This window comes from Actinotalea solisilvae (assembly GCF_016464425.1).
Classification (GTDB): Bacteria; Actinomycetota; Actinomycetes; order Actinomycetales; family Cellulomonadaceae; genus Actinotalea; species Actinotalea solisilvae.
The window spans coordinates 40,437-52,643 of sequence record NZ_JADDKQ010000025.1; the positions used below are offsets into that span (position 1 = coordinate 40,437).

Sequence of the window (12,207 nt, forward strand, 5' to 3'; positions counted from 1 at the left end):
CGCGCTCCCGCCGGCCGGCCCGGCCGCCACCGTCCGCGCAAGGAGACCCACCGTGACCCCCACCACCCCCACCATCCCGCCCGTGCCCGGGCTGGCCGGCCCGACCGACCGTCCGGGCGGCACGCGCCGGTCCGTCCTCACGGCCCGCCTCGGCCGCGGACGCCTGCCCCGCTCGCTCCAGGGCTGGGCCTACGCCGCCCCGACGGCGGCCATGGTCCTCGTGTTCTTCGTCGTGCCCATCCTGCTCGTGCTGCAGATGTCGGTCTCGGACTGGAGCCTCTTCGCGGGCAACCGCGGGCTCAACGCGCCCGACAACTTCGTCGACGCCGCGCAGCACCGGCTGCTGTGGCCGGCGATCGGCTTCACGCTCAAGTACACGGTCATCACGACCGTGCTGCTGCTCGGCGTGGCCCTCGGCCTCGCGCTCGTGGTGCAGGAGAGCACGCGCTGGAAGAACCTCCTGCGGACGGCGATCCTCGTGCCGAGCGCGCTCGGACTCGCGTCGGCGTCGCTGCTGTTCTACGCGCTGTACTCGCCGCAGAGCAGCCCGATCAACCCCGTGCTGGCCGCGCTCGGCGTCGTCGACCGACCCGTGTCGTTCCTCGGGACCCCCGACTCGGCGCTGTGGTCGACCGTCTTCCTCATCGTCTGGCGGTTCGCGGGCTTCTACATGCTCCTGCTCATGGTCGGCCTGCAGGGCATCTCGGGCGACGTCTACGAGGCCGCGCGGATCGACGGCGCGAGCCGGTGGCAGATCTTCGCGCGCATCACGCTGCCGCTCCTGCGACCGTCCCTCGCGCTCTGCACGATCCTCTGCGTCACCGGCTCGCTGCTGGCCTTCGACCAGTTCTTCATCCTCACCAAGGGCGGGCCGGACAACAGCACCGTGACCATCGTCCAGCTCGTCTACAACATGGCCTTCGCCGGTCAGAACCACCTCGGGCTGGCCGCCGCGCTGTCCGTCATGGTCCTCGTCGGCCTCCTGGCCCTCAACGCCCTGCAGTTCCGCGGCCTGCGCGGCAAGGAGGACTGACCCATGACCCTGACGACGACGCGTCCGGCTCGGGGCGGTGCGCCGGAGCGCCCCCCCGCCCTCCAGGCCCTCGTCCGCACGCCCTACTACGTGCTCACCGGCGGGCTGGCGATCCTCTTCCTCTTCCCGCTCGTCTGGGCGACCGTCGCCTCGGTCTCGCCCCAGGGCGGCACCGCGCAGACGGACGGCTGGGGCTTCGGCAACTACGCGACGCTCTCGACGTTCCAGGCGGGCATCGTGCAGTACCTGCTCAACTCGACGGCGGTCTCGCTCATGACCGTGCTGTTCACGGTGAGCATCTCGATGCTCGGCGGCTACGCGTTCGCGCGGTTCCAGTTCCCGGGCAAGAACGTGCTCTTCATGGTCACGCTCGCGATCCTCATGGTCCCGTACGCGACCCTGCTCATCCCGCTCTACGTGCTGCTCAACGCCCTCGGCCTGCAGAACTCGCTGCTCGGGCTCGCGCTGGTGCTCACGATGTTCCAGCTCCCGTTCGCGACGTTCATGATGCGGATCTCGTTCGAGGCCGTCCCGCGCGAGCTCGAGGAGGCGGCGCTCGTCGACGGGTGCGGCAGCTTCCGGGCACTGGTCCAGGTGCTCGTCCCGGCGGTCAAGCCCGGGCTTACCACGGTGGGCCTGTTCGCCTTCCTCGCGGCGTGGAACGACTTCATCGCGCCGCTCATCCTCATCAGCGACGCCTCGAAGGTGCCGCTCCCGCTCGCGATCGCCAACCTGCGCGGCCAGGTCATGGGGATCGTCGACTACGGCGCCACGGAGGCCGGCGTCGTCGTCCTCGCCCTGCCGTGCGTCGTCCTCTTCCTCCTGCTCCAACGCCACTACGTCCGCGGCTTCATGTCCGGCGCTCTCAAGGGTTGATCCATGACTCACGACACCACCGCCCCGCCCCGCCCCGCGACCGTGCCGGACGGCGGGGGACGCCCGGTCGCCCCGTCCTCGGGGCGCCTGCGCCCGCTCGGACTGGGTGAGGTCCGGATCACCGGCGGCTTCTGGGGCCGGCGCCAGGAGGTCAACGCCACCGCGACCCTCGCGCACATCGAGCGCTGGCTCGAGCGCGAGGGCTGGCTCGGCAACTTCGACGCCGCCGCGGAGGGGCGGCTCCCCGAGGACCGCCGCGGCCGCGAGTTCGCCGACTCCGAGACCTACAAGCTGCTCGAGGCGATGGCCTGGGAGCTCGGGCGCGCGCCCGACGCCGACCTCGAGCGCCGCTACCGGGCGATCGTCGCGCGGGTCGCGGCCGCGCAGGAGCCGGACGGCTACCTGCACACCCACTTCGGCCGACCCGGCCAGGCGCCGCGGTACTCCGACCTCGAGTGGGGCCACGAGCTGTACTGCTTCGGGCACCTCGTCCAGGCCGCGGTCGCCCGGGCGCGGACGGCGGGCGAGGACGAGCTCGTCGGCGTCGCGCGCCGGGTCGCCGACCACGTCTGCGCGACCTTCGGCGACGACGGCATCCGCTCGGTGTGCGGCCACGCGGAGATCGAGCCGGCGCTCGTCGAGCTATACCGCGTCACGGGCGAGCGGCGGTACCTCGAGCAGGCGCGGCTGTTCCTCGAGCGGCGCGGCACCCAGGTGCTCGACGACGTCGAGTTCGGGCGGTCCTACTTCCAGGACGACGTCCCGCTGCGCGACGCGACCGTGCTGCGCGGACACGCCGTGCGCGCCACCTACCTCGCGTCGGGCGGCGTCGACCTCGCCGTCGAGACGGCGGACGACGCGCTGCTCGCCGCGATCGCGGCCCAGACGGCGCGCGCGGTCGCCCGGCGCACGTACGTCACGGGCGGGATCGGGTCGCGGCACCAGGACGAGGCCTTCGGGGACGACTTCGTGCTGCCGCCCGACCGCGCGTACTCCGAGACCTGCGCGGGCGTCGGGTCGGTCATGCTCCACTGGCGACTCCTGCTCGCGCAGGGCGGTGCGCACCACGCCGACCTCGTCGAGCGGACGCTCTACAACGTGGTCGCGACCTCGCCGTCGCCGCAGGGCACGTCGTTCTACTACACGAACACGCTGCACCAGCGGGTCCCCACGACCGTGCCCGACGCCGACCGCGCGGTCCCGCGCGCCGCGTCGTCCATGCGCGCGCCCTGGTTCGCGGTCTCGTGCTGCCCGACCAACGTCGCGCGCACGTTCGCCAGCCTCGCCGCGTACGCCGCGACCGCCGACGACGACGGCGTGCAGCTCCACCAGTACGCGCCCGCGGAGATCCGCACGACGCTGCCGGACGGCCGCGCCGTCGCGCTCGACGTCGCGACGCGGTACCCCGAGGACGGCGTCGTGGTGGTGACCGTCGCGGGGGAGGCGACGGCGACCTGGACCCTCTCCCTGCGGGTGCCCGCCTGGGCGCACGGGGCCGTCCTCGTGGCCGACGGCGAGCGGAGCGAGGTCGCGCCCGGCACGGTCGAGGTCCGGCGGGAGTTCGCGCCCGGGGACGAGGTGCGGCTCGAGCTGCCGGTGGAGCCGCGGTTCGTGGTGGCGGACCCGCGCGTCGACGCCGTCCGGGGGTGCGTCGCGGTCCAGCGCGGTCCCGAGGTGCTGTGCGCCGAGTCCGTCGACCTGCCCGGCGGTGCGCACGTCGACGGCCTGCGGGTCGACACGAGCGCCGCCCCCGTCGAGCGGGACGGCCGGACGTCCGTGCGCGGCACCGTCGTGCCCGCGCCCGACGACGACTGGCCGTACCACGACGCGTCGGCGCCGCCCGGGGCGCCGGCGCCCGCGACCGTGGAGATCCCGCTGGTGCCGTACCACGACTGGGCGACGCGCGGTCCGTCGACGATGCGGGTGTGGCTCCCGGCGCTGTGAGCGGCCGGCCGCGGCCCGCCGTCAGGGCCGGCGGGCCACCGCCCAGCGGAAGGCGTTGCGGAGCAGGTAGCCGCCGTCGGGCGTGCGGAAGCGCACGGCCGCCGCGACGACGACCGGGCCCGTCCGGGCGAGCGTCCCGGGGTCCTCGCCGAGCAGCGCGCCGCGGACGAGCGCGGCGTCGTCCGCCGCCGACCACGGGACCCCGACGACGCCGGACGCCTCCACGGCCAGCCCGGCGGCGGTGAGCACGGCCTCGAGCCCGCCCTCGCGGGCGAGCGGGCCGTCCGGCGGCGGCTCGTCGTCGTCGGCGAGCGCGACCGCCGCGCCGACCACGTCGAGGTCGTTGAGCGCGGCCTCGGCCCAGCCCGCCACCGCGAGCAGGCCGCCGGGAACGAGGACGCGGACGGCCTCGGCGAGCGCCGCGTCGAGGTCCTCGACGAGGTGGAGCGTCGCGACGGCCGTGACGACGTCGACGCTCGCGTCCGGCCAGGGAAGGTGCGCGGCGTCGGCGACCCGGACGTCCGCGGCGGGTGCGCGGGCCGCCGCGAGCGCGACCATGCCCGGCGCGGCGTCCGCGCCCCGCGCGTCCGCGCCGCGCTCCGCGGCGAGCGCGAGCAGCTCGCCGCTCCCGCAGCCGACGTCGAGCAGGCGCGTGCCCGGTCCCGTGCGCGTGGCGTCGAGGAGCACGCGCCGGACCGGGTCCGCGAAGGACCCCCAGGCCGCGGCCCAGCCCGGCGCGAGGGCCGACCAGCCGTCGTCCTCGGGGGCGTCCACGGGCAGAGCCTCGCACGGGTGGGCCGCGGACGGCACTGCGCTCGCCCCCGTGCCCACGCCGGGCGCCCGGGGTTACGCTCGCCGCATGCGCGGGCCCACGGCGCAGCGGATCGCCGCGCCCCCGGGCCAGGTCGAGGTGGAGATCGTCGACGACGACGCCGCCCCCCTGACCCAGGGGGCGACCGGGCGCGCCCGTCGCCGACCCGGCGGCCTCTCCCGGCGGCTGCGCCGCCGCGGTGCGGTGCTCCTCGTCGCGGTGCTCGCGGTGGCCGCCGTCAACGTCGTCGAGCAGCGGCGCGAGGCCGAGCGCGTCGCTGCGGTCGCCGCGCTGCCGGGGGTCCTCGACGGGGTCGACGGCCCGCTGGTCCCCGCGTGGACGGTCGAGGGGTCGCAGCTCACCGGGCTCACCGCGCACCTGGTCGTCGTCTGGACGCGCGAGGCGACGCTCGCCGTCGAGCCCGTGACCGGCGAGGTGGCGTGGCGGTGGCCGGCCGAGACGGGCGTGCCGGGCGACGCGGAGACGTGCGAGCCGCTGCGCACCCCGGACCCGCCCGAGCTGCCCGCGCGTCCGCTCGCGGGCCCGGTGCTCACGGGGCCCCCCGGCGACCCGCCCGGGGCGCTGGTCGCGTGCGTGCGGGAGACCCCCGCCGTGCGGGACGACGGGCGCGTCGTGACCCAGCAGGTGCGCGTCTCGCTGCTCGACGCCGACGACGGGACGCCCCAGCACGGCTGGACCACGCGCGGCCGGACGGTCGTCGTGCACCACCTCGAGGCCGACGACGTCGTCGCCGCCGTGCGCATGCCGGACGGGCGTCTCGAGGCGAGGCGCTGGGACGTGCGCACGGGAGTGCAGCGGTGGCGCACCGTGACGGAGCGCGAGGTCGAGGGGCCCGTGCACGGCGTCTGGAGCGCGACGATCGAGGGCGCCGTGCTCACCGTCGAGCAGCCCGAGCCGCTGCGGCTCGACGTCGGCTCCGGGGCCGTGCTGGGGCCGGCCGTCGCCTCGGGCGCGCTGGGCGCGCAGGCCGGCGCCGACGACGCGGGCGGGGGCGCGCCGACCGACCCGCGGCCCGCACCCGTGACCGACACGACCGGTCCTCCGCTGCTGCTCCGGTCCGGCGCCGACGTCGTCGGCGTGGACCCGCTGACCGGCGAGGAGCGGTGGCGCCGCGCCACCGCCGGGACGCCGCTCGCCCAGGTCGACGGTCTCGTCGTGCTGCGCGAGGACGGCGCGACGGTCGCGGTGGACGCCGCGTCGGGCGACCTCGTGTGGTCCGTGCCGACCGCGGCGCACGTCCGGTTCGGGCCGATGCTCGACGGGCACGTGCTGCTGCTCCCCGTGCGCGGCGCGAGCGCCCTCTCCGCGCTGCCCGGCGCGCGCCCCCGGCCCGTGCTCGACCTCGTCGCCGTCGACCCGTCGGACGGCCTCGAGCGCTGGCGCGCCGCGCTGCCCCCGGGGACGTTCGCGATCTCGGCCACGCCCGACGGGCACGTCGTCGTGGAGACGACGGGCGGCGTCGTGGGCCTCCGTTAGCCCGAACGGGTGAATGTGCGACGAGGTCCTCAAGGTGGGCCGCCGACCGGCCGATGAGAGGTCATACCCCCTCTCCACCCGATCTCGGGTCGCGTCGTCGTGCCCGCTCCAGGTCGTCCGTACCGCCCGTGCCACCCGTGCCCCACGCGCACGGCCGCGCGACACTGGTCCCCGGACTCCGGACGGGGGAGGGCGATGGGCGAGGACGACGCGACGAGGTCTGCGGCGCGCTACCGCGTGGACCGTCTCGCCGCCGAGGACGCGGCGGCCGGGGTCTCGTTCTCGAGCGAGGACGCGCCGGAGGACGAGGCCGCCGCGCGCCCCCGCACGCAGCTCGACGGGCGCGGCCGCATGGACCGGCGCGGCGCGTGGGTCGACGAGCTCGTGCAGCAGGCGATCGCGCGCGGCGAGTTCGACGACAACCCGTTCGCGGGCAAGCCGCTGCCCGGGATCGACGGCCGGCACGACCCGGACTGGTGGCTCAAGGGTCTCGTCGAGCGCGAGCGGATCACGGGCGTCCTGCCCGAGGCGCTCCAGCTGCGCACCGACGACGCGGCGCTCGACGACCGGCTGGACCGCCTCCGCGGCGAGGACCAGGTGCGCCGCGCCGTCGAGGAGTTCAACGGGCGCGTCGTCGCGGCGCGGCGCCAGCTCCTCGGCGGCCCGCCCGTCGTCACGCCGCTGCGCGACGTCGAGGCCGAGGTCCGGCGGTGGGCCGAGCGCGCCGAGCAGCGACGCGCCGACGCGGCGGCCGCCGCCGCCGAGGCCGACGGCACGGACCGCGACGCCGCGTCCGCCGGGCGGCGTCGCCGCCGCTGGTGGCGCTGACCGGTGGTGATCGACTTGCGCGCCCGCCGTGGTGCACCAGCATGGGCGCGAGGAGGTGGCGAAGCGATGACGCTCGAAGAAGCAGATGCAGCGATCGACCGGCTGGTGCTCGACCTGGCTCGCGCGACAGGCCGCCCCGAGGCCCTGGTCCGACTGGGGTACGGGCTGGAGCGCGCGACGTCCGACGTGACGGAGGCGTCCGGCCGGGGAGGCGCGACGCCCCGCGGGGGCGGCCTGGCGGCCTGAGGTCGTCGCGTCCGGCGGAGGCGGGCGCGCGGAACCGTGACGGCGCGTCGTGTGACGATGGTGCGGTGGAGCGGCACACGACGGTCACCCTCCCGGGACCCGTGGACCTGCACCGCACCCTCGCGCCGCTGCGCCGTGGCGCGGGGGACCCCGCCTACCGGCGGACGCCCGACGGCGCGCTGTGGCGTGCGTCCCTGCTCGCGAGCGGGCCGGTGACGACGCACCTGCGCCAGGTCGGGCCGTGCTCGGTCGACGTCACCGCGTGGGGCCCGGGCGCGGGCGAGGCCGTCGCGACCGCGCCCGCGCTGCTCGGCGCCCACGACGACGCCTCGACCTTCGACCCGCCGCCGGGTCCCGTGCGCGACGCCTTCCGACGCGCGGCCGCGGTGCGGGTCACGCGCACGGGACGGGTCCTCGAGTCCCTGGTGCCCGCGATCCTCGAGCAGCGCGTCATCACGCGCACCGCGCACGACGCGTGGCGGTACCTCCTGCGCACGCACGGCACCCCCGCGCCCGGTCCCGCGCCCGAGGGGATGCGCGTGCCGCCGTCGGCCGCGGGCTGGGCGGACGTGCCCGTCTGGGACTTCCACCGCGCGGGCGTCGACCCGCGACGGGCGCGCGCCGTCGTCGCCGCGGCGCGGCTCGCGCACCGGATCGAGGAGACCACCGCGATGGCGCCCCTCGACGCCCTCGCCCGGCTGACGTACGTGCCCGGCGTCGGCGCGTGGACGGCGGCCGAGACCGCGCAGCGGGCCCTGGGCGACGCCGACGCGGTGTCCGTCGGCGACTACCACCTCGCGGGCCAGGTCGGCTGGGCGCTCACCGGCGCGAAGGTCGACGACGCGGGCATGCTCGAGCTGCTCGAGCCGTACCGGCCGCACCGCTACCGCGCCGTGCGCCTCCTGCTGCTCAGCGGGCAGGCGCGCGTGCCACGACGCGGCCCCCGGCTCACGATCGAGGACCACCGGTCCCGCTGAGCACCCGACCGCGGGCCCGCGGCGCGGGTCGTGCGGCGGGGCGTGCTCGCGCGTCGTGCGCTCAGCCGTGCCGCGGCTTGAGCACCCCCTGGTCGCCCTGCGCGTCGTCCGTGCCGGCGACCTCGAGCCGGACGCCGTAGAGCGCGCCGACGACGGCGAGCACCTGGTCGAGCGGCTCGGTGGAGTCGATGGTCAGCTGCATGGTGGGAGCCCTTCGTGCCGCCGGCCGAGGGGGACGGCCGTGATCACTCGGAGGCTAGGCGTGCGCGCCGCCGCTGCCTAGACCCCCGTCCGGGCGGTTCCCTGGCCCGTCGCGCTGGTGTTGGATCGGGGCAGGCGCGGCGCGGGCTGGAGGTGCGATGAGCGATCTCCCCACGGGGACCCTCACGCTCCTGTTCACCGACATCGAGGGCTCGACGGGTGTCCTGGCCCGCCTCGGCCCGCGCTACGCGGACGTCGTCTCGACCTACCGCGGGGTGCTGCGCGCCGCCTTCCAGCGCTGGTCCGGCCACGAGATGGGCACGGAGGGCGACAGCTTCTTCGTCGTCTTCCGGTCGGTGGGGGACGCGGTGCGCGCGGTGCGCGACGCGCAGACCGGGCTCGCGGCGACCGCCTGGCCCGACGACGAGGCGGTGCGGGTCCGCATGGGCCTGCACACGGGCGAGCCGACCCCGCACGAGGACGGGTACGTCGGCATGGACGTCCACCGGGCCGCGCGCGTCGCCGCGGCCGCGCACGGCGGCCAGGTGCTGCTCACCGAGGCGACGTACCGGATCGCGTCCGGCGAGGTCCCGGACGTCGGGTTCGCCGACCTCGGGCTGCACCGCCTCAAGGACCTGCCGCAGCCCGAGCGCCTGCACCAGCTCGTGCTGCCAGGGCTGCCGTCCGCGTTCCCGCGGCCCCGCAGCCTCGGGTCGGCGTCGACGCTGCCCGTGCCCGGCACGTCGCTCGTCGGCCGGGACGACGACGTCGCACGGCTCACCGCGACGCTGGGGGGCTCACGCCTCGTGACGCTCACCGGGCCGGGCGGTGCGGGCAAGACGCGGCTCGCGCTCGCCGCCGCCGCGGCCGTCGAGGACGCCTTCCCGGACGGCGTCTTCCTCGTCCCGCTCGCACCCGTGCGCGCCACGGAGGTCATGTGGACGACGATCGCCGACGTCGTCGGCGCGCCCGGCGAGTCGAAGGCACCGCCGACCGTCGCGGCCCACCTCGCGCCGCGGCGCGTGCTCCTCGTGCTCGACAACCTCGAGCAGATCGCGGAGGCGTCGTCCGTCGTCGTCGCGCTCCTCGAGGCGGGCCCGGGCGTGACCGTCCTGGCGACGTCGCGCCGCCCGCTGCGCGTCTCGGCCGAGCAGGAGGTGCCCGTCGACCCGCTCCCGGTGCCCGACGCGGCGGGCCTCGCGGGGACCGACGGGAGCGGCGCCGTCGAGCTGTTCGTCCGCCGCGCGCGGCTCGTCCGGCCGGCCTTCGTGCTCACGCGTGACAACGTCGCCGACGTCGTCGAGATCTGCCGTCGGCTCGACGGGCTGCCGCTCGCGATCGAGCTCGTCGCCGCGCGGTCCCGGCTCCTCACACCGCGCGCGCTCCTCGGGCGCCTCGGCGACGGCCTCGACGTGGCGCGCGCCGCCGTCGACGTCCCGGCGCGGCAGCAGACGCTGCACGCGGCCCTGACCTGGTCCTACGACCTGCTCACACCGGAGCTCCGGGGTGCGTTCCGCGCGCTCGGCGCGTGCGGCGGCGACGTCGACCTCGCGGCGGCCGCGGCGGTCCTCGGGCCCACCGAGGCGGCGGTGGCGGCACACGGCGCCCGCGACGGGCACCCGGGCGCCGCGCTCGCCGTGGACCCGGTCGACGTCGTCGCCGAGCTCGTCGACGCGAGCCTGCTCGTCGTCGTCGACGCCGAGGAGGAGCCGCGCGTGCGGATGCTGCGGACCGTCGCGTCGTTCGCGCGCGCCGCCCTGCGCGCCTCGGGGGAGCGCGACGTCATCGGGCTGCGGCACGCGGGCCACTTCGCGGAGGTCGCACGGACGGCGGCCGAGCAGCTGCGCGGGCCGCACCACCTCGCGGCGCGCGACCGCCTCGAGCGCGAGCTGCCCAACCTGCGCGCCGCGCTCGCGTGGTCGCTCGGGGACGGGACCCCGCGCGAGCGGCCCGCGGGCGTCGACGAGGACGAGCGGCTCGCGGTGGGCCTGCGGCTGTGCGAGCACCTGTCGTGGTTCTGGTACGCGTGCGGCTACCAGGCCGAGGGCCGGCGCTGGCTCGGCGTCGCCGTCGAGGCGGCGGGGGCGCGCACGTCGCGCGCCGAGGTCGTCACCGCGCTCTACGGGCTCGCCGTGCTCGTGCTGCAGCAGGGCCAGGCCGACCGCGCGCGCGAGATGCTCACGCGCTGCCTCGAGGTGTGGCGCGCCGCGGGCGACCTCGGCGGGTCGTCCCGCGCGCTCAACAGCCTCGCGGTCGCGCACCGCGCCCTCGGCGAGCCCGACGCCGCGCGCCGGCTCGGGGACGAGGCCGTCGCGCTCGCCCGGGCGGCCGGGGACCTCGGGCGCGAGGTGAACGCGGTCTCCAACCTCGCGCTGCTGGCGGTCGACGTCGGGGACACCGACCGCGCGATCGCGCTGCTGCGCCGCTGCCTCGAGCTCGACGTCGAGCTCGAGGACGCGTGGGGCCAGGGCGCGGACCACGTCAACCTCGCGGGCGCGCTCCTGCGCGCCGGCCGGGTCGACGAGGCCGAGGAGCACCTGCGCGCCAACGCGGAGGCGGCGGTCGCCCTCAACGACGTCGAGATCGTCATCGACGTCGTCTCCCTGTTCGCGGCGATCACCGCGCACCGCGGTCGCGCCGCGACGACCGCGCGGCTGCTCGGCGCGTCCGCCCGGCTCCGGGAGCAGGCCGACGTGCCGATGACCGCGACGGACGCGGCGTGGTTCGACGTCGCGATCGCGCTGGTCGAGGGCCGGCCGGACCCCGCGGCGTGGGCGGCCGAGGTCGCAGCGGGCCGCGAGCTCGACGCCGCGGCGGCCGTCGCCCTCGCCCTCCGTTGACCCCCCGCGGCTCCGCCGCCCTCGCGCTGCGCTGCCCCGCCGTGTCTCCACCGCCCCTCCGCTCCGCTCCGCCACCCCGCTCCGCCCCTGTCCAGATGCTCGAACGCGAGCGTGTCAGCGTTCTGGGCCGTCGAGTACGGGGCGATCCGTCACTGACGCTCGGATCCGAGCATCTGGACGCGGGGGGACAGGGACGGAGGCGGGGCGGGGGCCGGGCGGGGGCGGGACGGGGCGCGACGGGGAACGGCCTCGGGCGTCGGCGGCGGCGGTCGGGCGGCTCACGCGGCGAGGCGCGTGCGGCGGCGTCGGGCCGGGGCCTGCGCGGGTCCCGGGGCGGCGGCCGGCGCGGCCGTGGTCGCCTGCAGGCGCTCGGCGAGGCGGACGGCGCTCGTGAGCAGGTCGGTCAGGAGGGCGTCGGCGTCGTCCCGGCCGCACCCGGCGACGGCGAGCACCGCGAACTCCACGACGGCGGAGGCGTCGACGACCGGACGGCGCGTGAGCCCGCGCGTGTACGCCGCAGCCCAGCGGGACGCGTCGGGCGCCGTCGCGAGCGCCGCGCGGCTCTCGGGTCGCAGCGCGCCGGGTCCGCCGAGGACCGCGTCGCACCGCAGCACGGCGGCGGCCAGCGGGCGCTGGTCCCACGGGGCGGCGACCCGCAGCGCCGACGTCGCCGCGAGGAGCGCGATCTCCGCATCCCACGCCCGCGTCCCGCGCAGCCCGGCGAGCGTCGGGGCGAGGAGCGACAGGGGCGGCCGGGCCGCGTCGGAGACGGCGTCGTTGACGAGGCGCGCGAGTCTGGCCAGCAGCGGGTGGGTGCAGCGCGGGGCGTCCGTCCAGCGCTCGCCCGCGAGCACGCTCACCAGCTCCATGAGGCACGCGCCCTGGCGCGGCCGGCGGTGGCGGCCCGCGGCGAGGAGGGGGAGTCCGTCCGGGGTGCGGTCCATCGGATCACCT

Annotated in this window: 11 protein-coding genes; 8 read left to right on the top strand and 3 right to left on the bottom strand. The window is 77.2% G+C overall.

Features of this window, described 5'->3' with window-relative positions:
* Nucleotides 1-52 precede the first annotated feature (52 nt).
* From JIG38_RS17855 to JIG38_RS17865, 3 genes are read left to right on the top strand one after another with little or no spacing between them, the layout of a single operon-like run.
* Nucleotides 53-1,033, top strand: a complete 981-nt coding sequence (locus JIG38_RS17855) for a carbohydrate ABC transporter permease (protein WP_307845013.1) — start codon at nt 53-55, stop codon at nt 1,031-1,033.
* A 3-nt stretch (nt 1,034-1,036) separates the two neighbouring features.
* The gene (locus tag JIG38_RS17860; protein WP_199425068.1) at nt 1,037-1,909 is read left to right on the top strand and encodes a carbohydrate ABC transporter permease; all 873 of its coding nucleotides are present in this window, start codon (nt 1,037-1,039) and stop codon (nt 1,907-1,909) included.
* A gap of 3 nt (nt 1,910-1,912) precedes the next feature.
* Nucleotides 1,913-3,853, top strand: coding sequence for a glycoside hydrolase family 127 protein (locus tag JIG38_RS17865; protein WP_199425069.1), 1,941 nt, complete (start codon nt 1,913-1,915; stop codon nt 3,851-3,853).
* A gap of 21 nt (nt 3,854-3,874) precedes the next feature.
* Here the strand turns inward: JIG38_RS17865 and JIG38_RS17870 are convergent, their stop codons facing one another.
* Nucleotides 3,875-4,627, bottom strand: coding sequence for a class I SAM-dependent methyltransferase (locus JIG38_RS17870; RefSeq protein WP_307845014.1), 753 nt, complete (start codon nt 4,625-4,627; stop codon nt 3,875-3,877).
* Nucleotides 4,628-4,712: 85 nt separating this feature from the next.
* On the opposite strand from JIG38_RS17870, the gene JIG38_RS17875 reads away from it, so the two are divergent.
* The 4 genes from JIG38_RS17875 to JIG38_RS17890 all read left to right on the top strand — a co-directional run bounded on the left by JIG38_RS17875 (nt 4,713) and on the right by JIG38_RS17890 (nt 8,212).
* Nucleotides 4,713-6,161 carry an outer membrane protein assembly factor BamB family protein gene (locus JIG38_RS17875; protein ID WP_199425070.1) on the top strand — a complete coding sequence of 483 codons (1,449 nt, stop codon included), beginning with the start codon at nt 4,713-4,715 and terminating at the stop codon, nt 6,159-6,161.
* Between the two features lie 195 nt (nt 6,162-6,356).
* Entirely contained in the window at nt 6,357-6,989 is a 633-nt protein-coding gene (locus tag JIG38_RS17880) for a DnaJ family domain-containing protein (RefSeq protein WP_199425071.1), read from the top strand.
* Between the two features lie 66 nt (nt 6,990-7,055).
* On the top strand, nt 7,056-7,235 hold the full coding sequence (locus JIG38_RS17885) for a hypothetical protein (protein WP_199425072.1): 180 nt from the start codon (nt 7,056-7,058) through the stop codon (nt 7,233-7,235).
* A gap of 65 nt (nt 7,236-7,300) precedes the next feature.
* Nucleotides 7,301-8,212 (top strand): DNA-3-methyladenine glycosylase family protein, encoded by a 912-nt coding sequence (locus JIG38_RS17890; protein WP_199425073.1) that lies wholly within the window; start codon nt 7,301-7,303, stop codon nt 8,210-8,212.
* 61 nt (nt 8,213-8,273) lie between these two features.
* Here JIG38_RS17890 and JIG38_RS17895 read toward each other — a convergent pair whose 3' ends face one another.
* Complete coding sequence (locus tag JIG38_RS17895) at nt 8,274-8,414, bottom strand: hypothetical protein (protein ID WP_199425074.1); 141 nt, start codon at nt 8,412-8,414, stop codon at nt 8,274-8,276.
* A gap of 157 nt (nt 8,415-8,571) precedes the next feature.
* Here JIG38_RS17895 and JIG38_RS17900 point away from each other — a divergent pair, with 157 nt between their 5' ends.
* The gene (locus JIG38_RS17900; RefSeq protein ID WP_199425075.1) at nt 8,572-11,253 is read left to right on the top strand and encodes an ATP-binding protein; all 2,682 of its coding nucleotides are present in this window, start codon (nt 8,572-8,574) and stop codon (nt 11,251-11,253) included.
* 278 nt (nt 11,254-11,531) lie between these two features.
* Here JIG38_RS17900 and JIG38_RS17905 read toward each other — a convergent pair whose 3' ends face one another.
* On the bottom strand, nt 11,532-12,197 hold the full coding sequence (locus JIG38_RS17905; protein ID WP_199425076.1) for a hypothetical protein: 666 nt from the start codon (nt 12,195-12,197) through the stop codon (nt 11,532-11,534).
* Between the last annotated feature and the right edge of the window lie 10 nt (nt 12,198-12,207).